Raw genomic sequence first — 17952 nt, 5'->3', positions numbered from 1 at the left:
TTGGAAGAGAATAAGTCTGATAATGTAGGCATAGCGCTTGTATTTGGTTTATTTGTTTTTTGTGGTGATTAACATATTACCAGATATCAAGCGCTTACTCGTTAAACTTGTGGGGATTCCTCAGACTGAAGTCCGACCTACAAAAAAATAACCCAGCGCGACATTATCACCTGTAGGCCTGATGTAGGTTGGACTTTAGTCCATCAAGTTAAATGAAATTTAACCGTCTTTGGCATAAATCTAAACTTATAGGTGATATTTACGTCTCAAATCTGACATTCTCATTCAGGGGCATAATCACGTAAGCTGGCTAAAATGTTAATAATTATTCAACAACAAACTCTTTAACCAAGGTAAATCACTGGTTGTTGAATACATCCAACCAAAACGTCGTGGCGGCTTCAGCACCGAGTAGTTTTTTTTCCGCTTACTTTTTTGTGCTTTTTCTAATCTCGTATAAGTTGCTGAGCATTGCTCTAATAAAGCACGAAACAACACTTTAACCAAAAAGTTATCTTGATTGGTTGTTTGCTTTATATACGCTGATTTACCCAATAAAGCGGCAACATCACAAGCATGCTGAGGATCGGTCCATTGATTCAACTCTTCCTGCTCAGGGTTTTCAATTGAGACTATATATTTAGCAATAACAATGTTTTTTACTCTGGCATTGCCATAATAAATACCGTAATTCAAAATAAAATCGCCAAAGGCATCAATTAATGACGCTGATCGCACATCACCGGTTAATTGATAAAAGCGCCACAATGCATCACTTAATAAAGCCATCATCCAAGGTGAGCATGCAGGAGTATCATCACCCCAACCTTCATGAGATTTATAGCCATGCTGGGGGCAACCTCTTAATGGCCAACCATTGCCGGGGTTAAACGTCATAGTAACAGTGGCATCAATAATGTCGTTGATACGTGCTAGCGCTGCTTCATCGTTAGTAAGCTCCCAATAGGAAACAGCAACATTTAACGCTGCCGCTTGATTACGCTCAGTCCAAAAGCCACGGCTTAAACTATAGCTTTCATCCCAATCTAGTGAACGTTCAAAAATTCGCTTAAGCGTTTTTTTTGCTGCAACATCACCGCTGAGTAAATAACGATACATTAAGCCTTTCGGCATTAAATATTTAGGGTCAAAGTTTTTTTTCAGGACAAATAAACCACTTTCATCAATGTTTTTAATATAAAAATCTGTAAGCTCGTTGGCTTTAGTTAGCCATTCATTTTGGCCTGACATTAAAAACAATTGATAAATAGCTTGCGGGCGGTCATACAACCATTGGCTTGCTTTGCGTGCTGGGTAACCTTTTTTGGTTAGCAATGCCTGATTCGTTAAATAACTCGCGTATTTTTTTTGCGGCTCAGTGTACCAGTCGGTGTCTACAGCTTGATCAGGGTGAAGTAATATACTTTGTACTAGCCATGGCTTTGAAGGATAAACAAGTTGGCTTTTAGTACTGGTATCAGCATTAATTTGCTGAACAGCAAGTGCTTTATCTGAACCCTGCCAACTAAACGACAGTGTTTTAGAAGCAACTTGTAAACGACTAACTTCAATCGACAGCAAACGAATAAATTGCTGGTTTTTCATCGTTGGCCAAGTATTAAGTACCTTGTAGCGGGCCTTAATTGGGCGGTTATTTTCCGTTATCAAAAAATTACTGCTTAAAGAAACACGTTGATTTGGGATAGGTAACAATAAAAATATCGCAGCTTCATTTGCTGTTTTATCAACCGTGGCAACATCAAAGGTAATATTATTTTCAGCACTAAAGCTATGATTTGAAAAAACACCCAAAACAATATAAACAGCAATAAGCGCTAACTTTAACATCACAAATCCTTTTATTAATTACCGACATTAAAAGTAGCAAATACTGGCCGATGATCGCCATTTATTGCTTCGATAACATCAACAGTCTTTAACTTGAAATCGTCAGAATATAAAATATGATCAATCCTTACGCCATGCCATGCCGTTAACTTAGTCGCGTTAAAGCCAATACCTTTGGTGGCAATAGCATTATTTAAATGTGTAAAGTTACGCTGATAAGTATTTTCATCTTCAGGCATATTAAAGTCACCCACAATTAAGGTGTAGGGTTTGTTTTTTGACCACAAACTAACTAATTCAGCCTCAAATTGTCGGGTACTTTCTATCCTGTTTGCCAATGTAAGGTCGAAAACACGATAAATTAAGCCCATAAGTACTGAACGCGGTGTTTCAAAATGCACGTTAGCTAAAGAAACCATACCAAACTGAGTTTCAATCTGATAAAAAACGGCGAAAATCCCCCAACCTTCAAATAGCTCTCTACTAAGCACTTTAACTTGTTCGAAAGGGTATTTACTAAAAATGCATAAGCCAGAAATACATTCTTTAAAATCATAATCACTAAAAAATTTTGAAAGCTCTATTCTTCTAGCTTCCTGCAATAAAATGATGTCTGGCTTTTGACTAAAGCCAATATAATCAAGTTCTCTAACAGAGCCACCACCACCAATATTAGCACTAAGCACTGATATTTCATGTGAAGTTGAAGTTGAAGTTGAAGTTGAAGTTGAAGTTGAAAAGTATGAACCTATGCTAGGTAATTGAAAGTCTGTATAATTTAGTGATAATAAAAGCAATAATGAAGAAAATTGCACTTGCCGCTTTGACAAATAACGCCAGAAAAAAAACAAACCACTAACGACAATCAACAGCCACCAACGTGGGCCAAATAATAGCGCATACTTAGGAATGGTTAATATTTCGTAAGTCGGCCACCAAGGTAATAAGGTGACCAAAAAGCACATACCACAACAGAAAATAAAATACGCTTGGCTTAAACGTTGAAATATAGAACTCACGTTATTTTTCATAAAGCTCAGCATATTTTTTTGCTGATGACTCAATAGAAAAGTTGTCTGTTATGTAAGAAAGAGCTTGAGCGCCAATTTCATCGACAAGATGCCTATTGTCAATGAGATTCAGTATCTGTTCAGCCAATGTTTTATCATCGTCATATTCAAATAACCAGCCTGTTTTATGATGTTTTACTAGTCTAGGATTACCGCCTACATTAGTCGCAATAACGGGGATACTATTGGCCATTGCTTCAATTATCACCATAGATAAGCCTTCAGTTTCTGAGGCAACAACGAGTAAATCTAAAGAGGAATAAATGAGCTCACGGTCGTTCACCATACCGTGAAAGGTCACTGCCAAATCAGGTGTTTTATCTTTATAGAAAGTTTTTAATTCTGCTAAACTTCGCCCATCACCAAAAAAGTGTATTTCTACATTACGTTGCGCAGCAGGTGTTAAACGTTGAACCGCTTTGAGTAATCCGATTTGGTTTTTTAAAGGAATAACCCTACCAACTGAACCAATCCTCAATACCCCATCTTTAGCAGGCGTTTTATTTACTGCCTCGATCAAAACACCGTTATCAACAACAAGGCTAGTGACGTTTTCCCAGCCATGGGATTGATGAAAGTTATCTTTACCTTCTTGCGATACAAACGTAACAGCTGAAATTGATTTTTTAATTTTTTTATGAAACTTTAACCAAGGCGCAGAAGAATAAGGAGATGCACCATGCCTAGTGTAAACAACTTTCTTTCTTAGAAAAGGTAAAAACAAGCTTAAATATTTTAACGCATGTGGGGAATGTACATGAATAACATCAAATTTTAATAAAACTATAAACACTCTGCATAACTTTATATACGAGTTACTCGCATAAGAGGCAACCGGAATATTATTGATGTGGCAAGTACCGACGAGATCATCTGTAGGGCTGCCCAATGAAATAATCGCAGCTTGTATATTTAGTTTTTTTTGTGCTATCGACAAATCGATAATAAAGCGTTCTGCTCCCCCTATTTTTAAGCTACCAATAATGTGGGCTACTTTTTTAATTGTTTTTTTTTGTTTCATAACAAACTTCGAATGAACATATAATAAATATGCATTTATAAAAAAATACCTCTTTTGAAGTAATCACATCAAAAGAGGTGGAAATAATAATACTGTCAAGTAGTTACTAACGATTCGGTTCTGGGTTGCCAATTTCTTGGGATAATTGTCTTGAATCACCGATAGGATCCTTCAAAGGGTCCCAGTCTTTACAAAAAATTCTTTTACACAGCCCAGTAATTTTATTGGCTAATGGAATAGGAATAAAAAAGAATCGGCAAATCAAAAAAGCCTTACGACGAAATACCCAGTTATAAATAGACTGCTCTGAATAAAAATTATAGCCCCACCTTTTTTCAAATTCACGATGTGACTTTTCATTCAGCTTATGCGACCAAACAAAAAAGAAATATTGCATGTCTCTAATGGTTAATCGAGTACATAAATTATCAAATATCACTGTTGAAAAAGGGTTAGCAACCATAGTTTTACCTTGAGCTCTTAACTGCATAGGAATATCTATTTGTTGTCTCATTACCATATCTGGAAAATCAATTTCCTGTAGGTCTTCAGTTTTAAAAGCCACTGTATGCCATTCAAAGGTTTCTGTAGGTCTAATTTCAGCAGGTATATTTTCTGGTAGCTCTCGTCTATATTCTTTAGCTTCAATTAGGTAGTCAACGCCTTCGTACTCAACAACCAAGATTTTACAGGTATAGAGATGATTACGAATCTTAGCACCTTGATCAACACCTTCTTTTTCTAGCGTTAATGGCGAAACAAATGAAGCACCATCGTTAATACTTTGAATAAGCGGCGGCATCCAACCAGGCAAAACAGTGGTATCGGTTTCAACCCAAACCAACATATCCGTTTTAATAATAGGTACTAAATGCTCAAACACTTTCATGGGCGTGACCATGCCACCATAATCAATTATTTTAGCATTAGGTATATTTTTAATCTGTTGCTCAACTTGCTTAATAAGCGCCTTAGGATAACCAATGTCTGTAATTATTAAATCAAATGGTTCATCGGTATTATTACAAACTGCGTCAATGCACTCGATAACACCGTAGTATCGTTCTCTAGGTGTTATAACTATTGTGATAGTAGTCATTATTTTTCCTTTTCACCTGTTTCAATCTAGTTTTAAAACTTCTCTATAAAAATCGACATGCCGATTAAAATAATGTTCTCGCGTAAAGTTTAGGTAACATCTTTTAAAGCCTTCCAACCCCATAGAACCTCTAAGCTCATTATTACCAATTATTTTCTCTGCGGCATCAGCCAATTGCTTAGGCGTATCGCTATCAACTAATAAACCTGTTTCATTTTCTACTATAGCCTCAGGAACACCACCAATTAAAGAACCCACTATAGGTAAACCTGTCGCCATGGCTTCAAATAATACCGTAGCGCCATTTTCTTCTCGTGGAGAATGCAAGAAAATATCGAATGCCGAAAAGTACGACTCAGGATCAGGATGAAAGCCGGCAAATATAACGCGTTCTACTTTAAAATCACTTATAAGCTTTTGTAACCGTTGAGTGTCTTCCTCGTTACCCTTGCCTAAAATCATCAAATGTACTGACTTCCCTCGCTCACCAAGGCGCTGTTGAAGATCAGCAAAACCTTTAATGACCACATCAATACCTTTTTCTAAACCAAAATGCCCCATTGCACCACATACAATGTCACCTGATTTGATTGAAAAATTTTCTCTAATACGCTCTCTCGCCGCAAGGCCAAATGCAAATCGGTTTATATCTGCAGAAAGATTAATTAATTGCAATCTTTTAGGTTTGATTAAATTACTGGCAATAAAATCTCGACCGCGGGCATTTGAAACAGTAATAACACCTTCACTAACTAATAATGAAAACATGTTACGTAGTTTGTTCTTGAAGCTTGCTGTCTCAAAATTTAAAGAACGATGAAAAGTCATAATTTGAGGAGGCGTTTTATTGAAAGAGAACTTAGCAAGTGATGAAAAAAATAAGCTGCCAGCATCATGGGTATGTATTAAGTCTATTTTATGGGTTACACAATATTGAGCTAATTGCTTTGCCGCCTTAAAATCAAATAATTTTTGTCGGTCAAACACAACCGTATCTTCAAATACGGTTAAGTCTTTTTTCTCGGCGCCTAAATGAGAAACGCAACCTAAGAACACCTTATGACCAGCTTCTTGCATACCCGCAGCGAGGTTTCTAATAGCTTCTTTTCGACCGCCATTCTCAAATGACAATGTTAGCTGTAAAATATTCAGTGACTTTTCATTTTTTCGCATTTTATTTCCTTATAAAACGACTCGCAAAGCAAATCGCCCGCAACAATAAACATTACTCATTATTGTTCATAAATTACTACATCTTCCTTAAAATTAAAAGAAATAGGTCTAAAAGCTTGAATGGTAATTAGAATAAAAGTACATTTGTTAGCCAATCACCTAAAGATCAACAATGGAATGTTTAATGGTCCCTTCTATTAGTGTCGTAATTCCTTTTTATCATGCTGAAGAGTTTTTTGACGAAACATACCAATCAATCAAACAGCAAACAATTCAACCTCAAGAAATTATTGTTGTAAATGACGGTTGTGGCAAGAAAGCACTGACATTTTTATCTCAATATAATGATATAAAAATAATCAACTTTGAAAAAAACAAAGGGGTATCTGCTGCTAGAAATGCAGGAGCAAAAGCAGCAAATGGAGAATGGATCGCCTTTTTAGATGCTGATGATATGTGGCTACCTACCAAATTAGAGGATCAAAGCCAATTCATTAATGACAACCCTCATTTTTCAGCTTGTCATACCGGTATATCTACCTTCAATAATAACGGAATTATTTCTACGTTTTTAGACAAGCCATCTGAATGCAAAATTCCTGAAATACTGTGCGAAGTGCAAGTTTTACCGTCAGCTTTTTTTGTTAAAAAAGACGTATTATTATCTGTAGGCCTTTTTGATAACAAAATACGTTGCTCAGAAGATCATGAATTAATCATTCGTATGACACTTGCGGGTTATAGAATTGGTTTTTTAAACAAAGCCCTTACTCAATTGCGGCGCATGGATCACGGTAACTTATCATCTAATGGGCGAAACATGCTTATTGGACACTATGAAGTATTAACTAAACACTGGAAAACATTTAGAATTCATAAAGGTTATACAAACCTGTATGTCTATAAAACATTTATGACTGCCGGCGGAAAATGTTTGGGTATTGAGAGAAAATTGTATTTCGTTGTTGGCAGAATATTTAAACTTTTTTTATTAAAAAATTTATCTACAACTCAATAGAACTGCCATAGCAGAATTAAGCTCAAGTTATATAAAATTTAATTCTTCCAAAAGAATTACTCACTTTCATTAGCGCTAAACATAGCTGTTTTTTGTTCAATATAAACAGTGTAAATACTAATTTCAAACTGTCTTGAAAAAACATTCTGAATAAATATTTTGGCGTATCAAACAGTAAAGTCATACCTTCAAGATTTAATTTTTGCACATATGATGCACCTTCCCCTGCATTATATGCCCTTCTCACCAACCACTTTAAATAAAGTTGCTCATCACGTATTTGGTGTTGAACACTATTTTCTTTTATTATTGAATGGCCTTTGTAACCTAAAGAAACAAGTCTCGTTAACAGCTCAGTTTCGTTTCCTGCAATGTGATTGTTTTTATTTGATGAACCACTAACCCCAAAGCGAATGCCAGCATCAAATACCGCTTTACGCACTAAAAAATTCCCACCCCAAAAAGCGGTTGCTTCCATTGGTTGACTATTTTCACCAAGGTCTAATATGCCATATGCTGTTTTTATTGATGGTGATGTCAAATCAATCCATTCAGGAAAGCTTCTATCAGGTTGAATATTGCCGCCAAAGACATCATATTCTTTATGTTCTTGGCAAAAGTTAACATAGGTATCAACCAAGTCAGGATTAGGTAATATATCGTTATCTGTAAACCAAATCAGTTCACTTTGTGCATAAGGAATAGCCTTGTTAAGCGCGTTATTTTTTCCAGCAATAGGTTGTTCAAGAAAAACTATAGGCAAATATTTTTGATACTTTCTAATCAACTCTTTCGTTTCTGACCGGCAAGCATTATCTACAATAATTAACTCCCACTGGTAACGAGTATTAATTAAACGATATGATTCAAGAGATTTTTGCAATACCTCTTCACTATGATAAGTGGCAAAAATAATTGAAAGATCCAATATGTATTTCCCTATACTCTAGCGGTTGCGAATTAAAATAATGTAATTTATAGCCAAACTTATTTTTCTAACGTTTTAATTATTATATTATTTAGTTCAGTTACTTTACTTTTGATTTTAGCTTCATCTTTATTTGATATAAAGTTTGTGATATCAGAAAATTTGGTGTTTTCTTTTATGCTTAATGATGGCTGTTCATAATCAATTGCGGAATTATAATCTCTAAACTTAAAGCCCCTTCCTATCACTTTATCGGATAATTCAAGCCACACGTTGGGGATACTTAAGGAATCGGCGACGATAATTCCATGTAAAGATGATGAAAGAATTAACTCGCATTCAGCCACCTGCTTTGTAACATTTTCTGCCGAATCCCTAACGTCGATTATTGTGCACTCAGAAACGCCTAAGTATTTTTGCATACCATTTACCCAAGGGTGATTTTGATCTACATAATGAGGAATAAAACCAACTGCGTATTTTTTTTTAATTACTTTTTTGCTTATTAATTTGTTAGCTAGTAAACCAAAGTCCCCTATAGGAGTATTCCTATCTAACCCTAAATTTTTTCTAGTTAATTCTCCTCTAACTGCTGCAAAAGTTGCATGTTCAAATTGTATTTTTTGGTCTTCAATCAGTCCTGTACCTAAAAAAACTCCACTAAATGTAGATGGCACCATGCCATATAAACTACCAACACCTACAAGTTCAGCTTGCTCTGGCCATGACTCCACAGCTGTTACACCGTAGTATTTAAACAATTCAGGAGTAAATAAATCACCGAAATTAACTCTGCCTGTCCACCAAAAAGCATTAATGCCATTATTTAAAATATTTGCCTTTGCTTTTATTAATAACTTAGCACTTTTTTTCTGCACCCTATTTAAAAATTCCATTAGTCACCTATAATTTCAAATTACACTAAAGCCCGCTGCGTTATAAAAGTTGCAACTACTTTATGTCGTAAATTAACTATAATTACGTCTTATATATAGTTTTTTCAAAGTGCACTTTATTAACAAAATGCCTTGTTCTTTTACCGAAAAATGTCTATCAAATAAAATATTTTTTAATAAGAAACTAAAGGTAAAGTTATTGTCTGATAATTGCTTGCGTAAATTTGAGTTGACCCTTCTAGTATTATTAGTACTTATCCAAGACTCTAGTTTTTCGTTCAATACTTTATCTACAAGTCCTTTTTTAAATGCAATATTCAAATCGGAAACATACTGGTTAGTAATATGGCTAATATTCATATACGGAAGATATTTTGGACCAGAGAGGTTTTCTCCATGTTCTCTATATTTTATTGCTATCTCTGATGAAATAGCCGCCTTGCCTGTAAGCAAACCTCTGATAATGTAGGGTGTATCCTCTGTGGGGCAATCTTGATTTAGGTCGCCATAATCGTCGTATATTTTCCTTCGAAAACCTCGCGAAGCTCCACTAAAAGGTATTTTTTTACCTGAGATGTATTCCTCAAGTGAAAACAGCTTTACCCCCTCATAACGAACTCGCGCACCATTCGATATAGTATTGCCTTTTTCATCAATTTTTTGCTCGTTAAATGAAACAAAGGCGACTTCTGGATCTTCCAGTAGTTTAACGGTACTGCTAACCCTCTTAGGCAGTGAGATATCATCACCCGCAGCAACTACGATAATATCGCCTTTTGCTATTTTAAGTAGTTTATTGAAGTGAGGAACTAAGCCCATATTAGTCTCATTTCTATTTAAAAAAATAGACTTATTATCTTGATACTTTTTGAGTTCTTCTTGAGCTAATAAAAAAGTAGAATCTGGAGAGTTATCATCAGAAATAATAAACTCTACATTAGAATACTCTTGTTCCATAGCTCCTTTAATCGCTTCTTTCACATAATATTCATGTTTATATAGTAATAATATAAATGAAACTAATAGTTTATTATTTCTTTCATTTTCTATGCTAGGCACCCGGCTACCGTCGCTCATTGGTTTTTCATCCTTAAACTAGATATTTACTTTAAATAACCCCCCTTTATTTACATTAATAACTAAAATAATGACTTTGTTTTTTTGGGTAATGTTATCTACGCTATTATTGAAAATCATTTAGTACGGCTATTACTCTACCCACCTCTTTTGTCAGCATTACCGGACTTAATGGAATGCTTAATACTTCTTCATGTAAGAGCTCAGAAACAGGAAAAACCGACTTTTGCCACTCTTTATAGGCAGCTTGATTATGGGGAGGTATTGGATAATGTATTAAAGACTGGATGCCATTCTCCAATAGATAATCAACTAGTCGTTCACGCTGTGTACTTCTTATAACAAATAAATGCCAGACATGGGCTTGCATATCGTTTATTTTTGGTAAGTCGAGCAAAGGGTTTTTTATACCCTTTAGGTACGCAGAAGACACGCCTCGCCTCAGTGCAATTTCAGAATCTAAATGCTTTAATTTAACTCTCAGCATTGCAGCTTGCATTTCATCTAGCCGACTATTAATACCTTTATAAACATTTTTATATTTCTCATGAGAGCCGTAGTTTCTCAAGGCTGATATGGTATTAACTAATTCCATATCACTGGTGGTTACTGCCCCTGCATCCCCTAAAGCTCCTAGGTTTTTTCCAGGATAAAAGCTAAACCCTGCTGCATCACCTAAGCTGCCTACCTTACGCCCTTTATAAAGTGCACCATGTGCCTGAGCACAATCTTCAATCACTTTCAGGTTGTACCTTTTCGCTATGGCATTAATTTCATCCATATCGTTTACTTGTCCGTATAGGTGAACCGTTAATATTGCTTTGGTTTTATTGGTTATTTTCTCTTCTATTAAGGCATAATCAAGGTTGTAAGTATCTTGATTAGGTTCAACTAAAACTGGCACCAAACCATTCTCTGATATAGCCAATATCGATGCAATGTAGGTATTTGAAGGGACTATTACTTCGTCACCTTTTTTCATTACTCCCATTTCGATATACGCTCTAAGAATTAAAATCAAAGCATCTAAACCATTGGCGACACCTAAACAATGTTCACTGTGACAATAATTAGCAAATTCTTTTTCAAACGCTTTAACTTCACTGCCTAAAATGTACCAACCTGAGTCAATAACCCTTGCACATGCTGCTTTTAATTCTTCTTGGTACTGGCTGTTAATCTTTTTTAAATCTAAAAATGGGATCATTTTTTTATCTCTTTAGCAGGGTTACCCACAACAAGTGCATGCGCTTTAACGTCTTTAGTAACAACGGCACCTGCCCCTACCATGGCAAATTCACCTATGGTTATACCCGGGAGAATTGTTGCATTAGCTCCTATAGATGCCCCCTGCTTAACAAGTGTTTTTAGAAATTCATTAGGGTAGTGTTTTGACCGAGGGGTTTTATCGTTAGTAAAAGTTACATTAGGACCAATGAAAACGTCATTTCCCAACCTAATGCCATCCCAAAGTTGGACGCCACTTTTGACGGTAACATTATTACCAACAACAACATCATTCTCAATTAAACAATGAGAGCAAATATTGCAATTATCACCTATATGAGCATTTGGAAGAATGACACAAAATTGCCAAACTTTGCTACCTTCACCAATATACAATGATTGAACATCTGCCAACTTATGAATCATTATTAACCAACTTTATAAATTCATCATAATTACGTATGTAATCGGTTTCATCATAAATTTCGTCAGCTAAAACAACAAGTACGCAATCATCCGAAAAGTCGAATATCTCACGCCACACAAGTGAGTCAATAAAAAGTCCTTGTGATGGATTATCTAATGGTACTTCAATTTTTTCTTTACCATCGTCTAGCATAAATCGACAAGAACCTTTTACAACGATCGCTAATTGCTTCAGTTTTTGATGAGCATGAAAACCTCGCCGAACATCTTGGATAGTGTTAAACATGTAATAAACCCTTTTAATTTCAAAGGGTATGTTCTTTGACTCTTCAAGTGACACTAATGCGCCCCTTTCGTCCCCATGACTTTGGAATTGTATAAGTTTAATATCCATTTTTTCCACTTAGTGCGACAAAATAATGCTTAAAGTAAAGTTAGCCTAATATGATAAAAAAATATATTTATATTATTTTTATATTTTTATCATATAAATCTAAGGGCTGTGCGCAATATAGGCTTAACAATAATAATGACACTAGCACCGTTTAGTTAAAAATACGCGTTAAGGTATTAATTAATGAAAAACCAACGTGCTAAACTTGATGCAACAGCAAGTGCTTTATTAGCTAAATATATTCAAATGTTAATTCATTAACCAACCTACGCCATAAGCAGTAAGCTTATAGTGAATTTTCAGATGAATTAACCCAGTTTCTGAATAATATACAACCAAGCATTAAGCCTTCCTATGAGCCAACCATTGATATTTGACATTAGTAATATTAAATATATAGTTAAAAAATCAATAAACTGAATGAAAGTGCATCATTGTGAAACCAATAATTTTACATATAGGGCTTCCGAAAACGGCCACAACACTGGTTCAAAAACATGTATTTAGTGTGCTAACTGAACATATTGATTATTTGGGCGTTCGTCAACCTCGTACACGGGAGCAAGATACACTTTATCGCGAAATTATATCAATAGTTTTTACCAATTCTCAAGAATATGAACAAAGAATTAGTCATGTTAAAAGACTTGTCAATGAAAGAATATCTATGAATGATAAGCCATTCATTCTTTCTGAGGAAATGCTATGTGTAGACAGTGGCGAAACTACTTGGCAAGAAAAACTCAGTAGATTAGCCGATATTTTCAATAAATATAAAGTACATATACTCGTTACCGTCAGGGAGCCAGTAGCGGCTGTATTTTCTTATTTTATAGAGACGTTTCACTCTACTAAATATAAAAATATTCTGGATTTTGTTAGAAATTCAAATGGAAGCAAAATTTATGACTATTACTATTTAAATGCTACAATTGTCAATACCTTTAAAAATTTCGAGATAAATTATGTGCCTTTTGAGTTGATAAAAGAGGATAAATTTATTGATGAAATTATCCTTAGATTAAACATTAAAAGTGATGCAAGCTTTAGCTCTCCAGTAATTAATAATAAAAAGGAGAACACAAAAGTAGTTTTTACACATAAAAAAAACTTGAATTCCTATCTACGATCAAAACTGAAAAATTCTATTTTTATAAACTTGATCAAGCTGCCCGCGGTTAAACCTATTGCTAAAAAAGTTGCTAAGCTAATTAAAAACATTGATACCCCTTTCTCCCAAGTTAAAATACCAAAGCTAACATCAGATGAACAAATTATTTTAAATAAAATATATTGCCCAACAAGTGTTATAACCAATAATAAAATGACTATAGACTATCGATAAATAAATGTTGCAAAATACAAATACAGCCATACTATTATTAGAATAACCGAGTGACTTACAATTAGAAATATTATCGAACAGACTTATAAAAATATCGAATTAATAGTTATTAACTCCAAGTGACTAGTGCAATCTTGCCCATTTTCCTTTCTGATCTTTTGACTTATGATTTAAAACAACACACTGAAATTCATGACATTTAATCATTAACTGATAAGATGAATATATAAAAATAGCCAAGCAAACTACAACTTTTCTAAGAGATTTTCAATGACTAAGAAATATATTACTTATGGCAGCGATGATTAACCAGAGTGATATACGTTTATCGCTTATCACCAAGTATGAACAGTTGAGTACTTTACTTTCTGAATTTGAAAGTCCAAATGAAAGACTTCCCCTGCTTGGTTCCTTTACTTTGCTAAATATTTGGTATGCTTGTTATTGGCAGAAACATTGGCAGTTACATTGTTTTTCTTATTACCATGGGGATAAACTAGTGGGCTTAGTGCCATTTTTCATCAAAAAAAACAGTCTTTTTCCATTGACCAAAACACTGCATTTAGTCGGCCAAGGTGAAATGGAATATGCTGAAGTAGCGCTTGAATATTTAGATATATTCATAAAACCAGGTTATGAAGAAACAGTTTACCCATTAATTATCAACGAAATAAATAAACTTAATTTTGACCAATTTATTGTTAAAGCAGTTTTCGCAGACTCACATATCGCAAAAATATTACCCTATATTAAAGGCACTTTAACCCAACAGCATTACGCGCAATATAAGGTTAACAATACGCATTGGCAACTCGCACAGTTAAGTAAAAATACCCGTTCACGTATCAACCGATGCAAAAACCAATTGGCTAAACTTGATGCCACTGTGCGCTGGCTTAACGTTGAAGAATACAACAGCGCATGGGCGTTATTAAAAAGCTATCATCAAAGTCGCTGGCAAAACAAAGGCAAAACCGGTGCCTTTGCGGCAACTGAGTTTAATCATTTTCATAAAACCCTGCGCGAACAAGATAGAACTAATGTAGCGATGAGTGCGGTCTTTATTGGCGAAAAGGCTATTGCCATAAATTACTATTTAGTGACTGAAGATACTTACCATTTTTATCAAAGTGGTTGGGATGAACAAAACTTTGCAAAACTGTCACCGGGTTTGTTTCTACATTATTGGTCGATAAAAAACTGCCCTAAAAACTATTACGATTTTATGATGGGTGGTTTAAATAATAGTTATAAAGCTAAATTTAATGCTGATGCTCGAGCTATGTTATCAATAACGCTTGTTAAAAACCCCATAAAGCTATTTGTTAGTAAGATTACTAATAAGCTCACCCGCCCATTTAATTAACGATTTATTAACAAATAAATGTTATAAATACTTTATCACTATAAAAATAATTAAAATCAGCTAATGCATAACTTTCTTTTTCCTTATAATTATCTGACAAAAGTTAACTATACCATTCAATGAAAAAACAATTACTCACTAGCTCTATTTTCCGGTTTCTTGAACGTGGCATTGTCGTAATAACGTCTTTTTTGCTTACGCCGTTTTTTATTAATGAATTAGGCAGTACACATTATGGTTTATGGCTGTTAGTTTTATCCATATTAGGCTGGTTTAATGTTGTAGATTTAGGTTTTCCGCAAGCTATACAGCGCCAAATAGTGCAAGCCTTAGAGCTGAACGATAAAAAGCGCGTTAATGTGATTTTTTCAACTGGCCTAGTACTTTTTACTGTTTTAGGTGGTTTTTCTGTATTAACCTTAGTTGGCTTAACCACAGTACCGGCTATTTTTGGCGTTGAGGGCTTAGACCAAATTACTTTGGTTGATATTTTATTAATATTATCGGTAAAGGTGCTCTGGGGTTTTATGATGAACCCTTTTCATGGCTTTTTTTCCGGCATGCTGCGTTTTGATATTGATGCAAATATATCGTCACTAAACGCCGTTGTTAAAGCTGCCATGGTTTTTTTACTCTTGTCAGACTTGAATATTTGGGGCGCGGTTGTTGCGACACTCGCCAGTGATATATTAACCAATACCCTGAAAATTTATTATGCTAAACGCTTATTCCCTGATCTTAGCTTTAGCTTTAAGCTCGCCAGCAAAAAAGAGCTTATTGATTTATTTGCTTACTCAAAACACTTAGTCATTAACGGTGTTGCCAATACTATCGGCACAAAATCACGTCCTTTAATTATTACCCAATTATTCGATTTACCTTCTTTGGCTTTAGCGAGTATCGCCAGTAACTTAATTATGCACACCTCGGCATTCGTTAGTTCGATTACTGGGGTATTTTCACCTTTATTTAATAAAAAAGCTGCTCGCAAAGAAAATATGGAGAAGCTATTCAATCAAACCACTAGTATTAATTTATTCTCTTCTACTGTGTTATTTTTATCGTTATTTATTTTTGGTAAGGTGTTTATCCTTTTATGGGTAGGTAATGAATTTGAATACGCGGTTAATTTATTGTATTTAGGTGTGGTTTCATCTTTGTTTGCTGCTTTTAGCAATTCAGCCAACACGGTTTTATTTGCCCAGGCAAATCATAAATATATCTCAGTTGTCACTATTACCTCCGTGGTATTCAATATTACTTTAAGCATTATTTTAGGTTTGAAATTTGGCCTAATCGGTTTGGCTGCAGGTGGTGTAGTAAACAGCGCTATTTTTAATGTCTTTGCCAAGGTATTCCTTTTTAAGCAATACAATAATTATAATATGCGTGGGCTCTATTGGTGCTTATCAAAGTCTTTATTAATAACCATTATTTTAGGCATTGCCGGCAGTTATTTACTGAATTATTTAGCCATTAATACTTGGTTAGAGTTTTTATTATCTGCTACGTTAGCCTTCCCTTTTATTGTACTTATTTGTTGGGTATTGTTACTTGATAAAGACATTAAAAAGACTCTGTTGGATTATGTTATTGCACGTATTATTCCAAAGGTTAAGAAAAATTTTATAAAGGAACTATAAAAATATGGCGCGTCATTTCCCTAAAACCACAGAAGACAATTCGTCGTTAGGCTTCTTCTTTTTATTTTTATATACCGCCTCAGTACTTATTCGCCCTCATGAAATGTTTCAAATAAGTATGGGGTGGATAACTATTCAAGTTTTTATCATTATCGCGTTCGGCGCAACTATTGCCATGCAAAGACCGATAAAAATGTACCCACAGCATTGGATGCTTTTAGCGTTAGTGCCTTTAATTATCATGTCTGGTTTTTTGAACGGCTCAGGCATGATTGGTATAGAACAATCTGAGCGTATATTTGTCAGTGCTTTATTTCCGCTTTTCTTATATTCAAACTGCATAACTAGCATTAAACGACAACACATGCTTATGGCTGTTTGTCTTATTGCAGCATTACTTATGGTGCACAACGGTCATGTGCAACAAACGGCATATCAAGGCTTTGGTTGGGCCTTAAACACCTACTCTGTTGGCTATATTTCCCTTGGTGAACGGCGCATTACTTATTTAGGGTTTTTTAATGATCCTAACGATCTTGGTATGTTTTTAGTGATGAATATTCCTTTTGCTATTTATTTCTATAAAAAAGGTCAAGCAGTCAGTAAAGTAATAATGTTTAGCGTATTAGCGGCGCTATTTTACGGCATTTATTTAACCGGTTCTCGTGGCACTATGCTCGGAGCTGGCGCGTTAGTTGCGGTCTATTTTATCGTGATGAATGCGGGGCCAAAATTATTTATTACCATTGTAATACTCGCCCCTATTGCTGCTACCGTAATTACATCGCTACAAAGCAGTATGGACGAATCTGCCGATGGCCGATTAGAGGCCTGGTATGCAGGGGTGCTAATGTTATTGTCAAATCCTGTTTTTGGTATAGGTATGGGGCAGTTTCTTGAGGAACATGGTTTAGTGGCACACAATTCATATATTCATGTTGCCGCTGAATTAGGGGTGCCGGGTTATTCTTTGTGGGGCGGCGCATTAATTTTTACGGTTTTAACCGGATATTTATTTATTCGAGATCAAAGTAGCAATAAAAAGCTAGATGAAGCTGACATAAAAACCATCCCCGCCGAAGAAGAAGCTGAATTATTTCTAAATAAAACACTGTTCTTTTCTTTAGTGGGTTTTATGATAACGGGCTTTTTTATCAGTAGAATGTTCTCGTTGTTGTTATTCATCTTTTTAGGTATGGCAATTGCTTCTCACGTTAGACTAATAAAGCTAAATCCCGAATATGCTATACACTTTTCTACCCGACTTGCTGTTAGGTCTATGTTTTATTGCTGGTCAATTATAGTTGCTGTTTATATTTCCTTAAAATTAGGTCTGTAGCTTTGTGAATAACAATACAAAACTAAAGCAAACAAGGTCCTTTTTCGTTTTTATGACTTACCTTGATGCTGATAGCTATAGA

Annotated in this window: 16 protein-coding genes; 5 read left to right on the top strand and 11 right to left on the bottom strand. The window is 34.9% G+C overall.

Annotated features, from left to right (window positions below; all coding sequences use genetic code 11):
- Positions 1 to 318: 318 nt before the first annotated feature.
- The 5 genes from ESZ39_RS13045 to ESZ39_RS13025 form a co-directional block, all read right to left on the bottom strand.
- Complete coding sequence (locus tag ESZ39_RS13045; RefSeq protein ID WP_146880333.1) at positions 319 to 1848, bottom strand: hypothetical protein; 1530 nt, start codon at positions 1846 to 1848, stop codon at positions 319 to 321.
- A gap of 14 nt (positions 1849 to 1862) precedes the next feature.
- Entirely contained in the window at positions 1863 to 2879 is a 1017-nt protein-coding gene (locus ESZ39_RS13040) for an endonuclease/exonuclease/phosphatase family protein (protein ID WP_191321790.1), read from the bottom strand.
- Complete coding sequence (locus tag ESZ39_RS13035; protein ID WP_146880331.1) at positions 2869 to 3939, bottom strand: glycosyltransferase family 4 protein; 1071 nt, start codon at positions 3937 to 3939, stop codon at positions 2869 to 2871. Before ESZ39_RS13035 ends, ESZ39_RS13040 begins: the two co-directional genes overlap by 11 nt.
- Before the next feature lie 106 nt (positions 3940 to 4045).
- Positions 4046 to 5038, bottom strand: coding sequence for a glycosyltransferase family 2 protein (locus ESZ39_RS13030; protein WP_146880330.1), 993 nt, complete (start codon positions 5036 to 5038; stop codon positions 4046 to 4048).
- 21 nt (positions 5039 to 5059) lie between these two features.
- Positions 5060 to 6211 carry a glycosyltransferase family 4 protein gene (locus ESZ39_RS13025; protein WP_146880329.1) on the bottom strand — a complete coding sequence of 384 codons (1152 nt, stop codon included), beginning with the start codon at positions 6209 to 6211 and terminating at the stop codon, positions 5060 to 5062.
- Between the two features lie 184 nt (positions 6212 to 6395).
- On the opposite strand from ESZ39_RS13025, the gene ESZ39_RS13020 reads away from it, so the two are divergent.
- A complete protein-coding gene (locus ESZ39_RS13020) occupies positions 6396 to 7229 on the top strand; it encodes a glycosyltransferase family 2 protein (RefSeq protein ID WP_191321789.1) in 834 nt (277 codons plus the stop codon).
- A gap of 22 nt (positions 7230 to 7251) precedes the next feature.
- Here ESZ39_RS13020 and ESZ39_RS13015 read toward each other — a convergent pair whose 3' ends face one another.
- The 6 genes from ESZ39_RS13015 to ESZ39_RS12990 form a co-directional block, all read right to left on the bottom strand.
- On the bottom strand, positions 7252 to 8157 hold the full coding sequence (locus ESZ39_RS13015) for a glycosyltransferase family 2 protein (RefSeq protein WP_191321788.1): 906 nt from the start codon (positions 8155 to 8157) through the stop codon (positions 7252 to 7254).
- 59 nt (positions 8158 to 8216) lie between these two features.
- Positions 8217 to 9053, bottom strand: a complete 837-nt coding sequence (locus tag ESZ39_RS13010) for a polysaccharide pyruvyl transferase family protein (RefSeq protein ID WP_146880326.1) — start codon at positions 9051 to 9053, stop codon at positions 8217 to 8219.
- Positions 9054 to 9125: 72 nt separating this feature from the next.
- Positions 9126 to 10130 carry a glycosyltransferase family 2 protein gene (locus ESZ39_RS13005; RefSeq protein WP_146880325.1) on the bottom strand — a complete coding sequence of 335 codons (1005 nt, stop codon included), beginning with the start codon at positions 10128 to 10130 and terminating at the stop codon, positions 9126 to 9128.
- 106 nt (positions 10131 to 10236) lie between these two features.
- On the bottom strand, positions 10237 to 11337 hold the full coding sequence (locus tag ESZ39_RS13000; protein ID WP_146880324.1) for a DegT/DnrJ/EryC1/StrS family aminotransferase: 1101 nt from the start codon (positions 11335 to 11337) through the stop codon (positions 10237 to 10239).
- On the bottom strand, positions 11334 to 11783 hold the full coding sequence (locus ESZ39_RS12995; RefSeq protein WP_146880323.1) for an acyltransferase: 450 nt from the start codon (positions 11781 to 11783) through the stop codon (positions 11334 to 11336). The genes ESZ39_RS13000 and ESZ39_RS12995 overlap by 4 nt, the downstream gene beginning before the upstream one ends.
- Positions 11773 to 12177 (bottom strand): sugar 3,4-ketoisomerase, encoded by a 405-nt coding sequence (locus ESZ39_RS12990; RefSeq protein ID WP_146880322.1) that lies wholly within the window; start codon positions 12175 to 12177, stop codon positions 11773 to 11775. The genes ESZ39_RS12995 and ESZ39_RS12990 overlap by 11 nt, the downstream gene beginning before the upstream one ends.
- Positions 12178 to 12613: 436 nt before the next feature.
- On the opposite strand from ESZ39_RS12990, the gene ESZ39_RS12985 reads away from it, so the two are divergent.
- The 4 genes from ESZ39_RS12985 (at position 12614) to ESZ39_RS12970 (ending at position 17870) form a co-directional block, all read left to right on the top strand.
- Positions 12614 to 13522: a hypothetical protein gene (locus ESZ39_RS12985; RefSeq protein ID WP_146880321.1), complete on the top strand. Its 909-nt coding sequence runs from the start codon at positions 12614 to 12616 to the stop codon at positions 13520 to 13522.
- A gap of 292 nt (positions 13523 to 13814) precedes the next feature.
- Positions 13815 to 14888, top strand: a complete 1074-nt coding sequence (locus ESZ39_RS12980) for a GNAT family N-acetyltransferase (protein ID WP_146880320.1) — start codon at positions 13815 to 13817, stop codon at positions 14886 to 14888.
- A 119-nt stretch (positions 14889 to 15007) separates the two neighbouring features.
- A complete protein-coding gene (locus tag ESZ39_RS12975) occupies positions 15008 to 16531 on the top strand; it encodes an oligosaccharide flippase family protein (protein ID WP_146880319.1) in 1524 nt (507 codons plus the stop codon).
- 4 nt (positions 16532 to 16535) lie between these two features.
- The gene (locus tag ESZ39_RS12970) at positions 16536 to 17870 is read left to right on the top strand and encodes an O-antigen ligase family protein (RefSeq protein ID WP_146880318.1); all 1335 of its coding nucleotides are present in this window, start codon (positions 16536 to 16538) and stop codon (positions 17868 to 17870) included.
- Positions 17871 to 17952 lie beyond the last annotated feature (82 nt).

The sequence above is a fragment of the Colwellia sp. C1TZA3 genome (genome assembly GCF_007954265.1).
Lineage (GTDB): Bacteria > Pseudomonadota > Gammaproteobacteria > Enterobacterales > Alteromonadaceae > Cognaticolwellia.
This window is presented reverse-complemented; position numbering and strand designations above follow the sequence as displayed.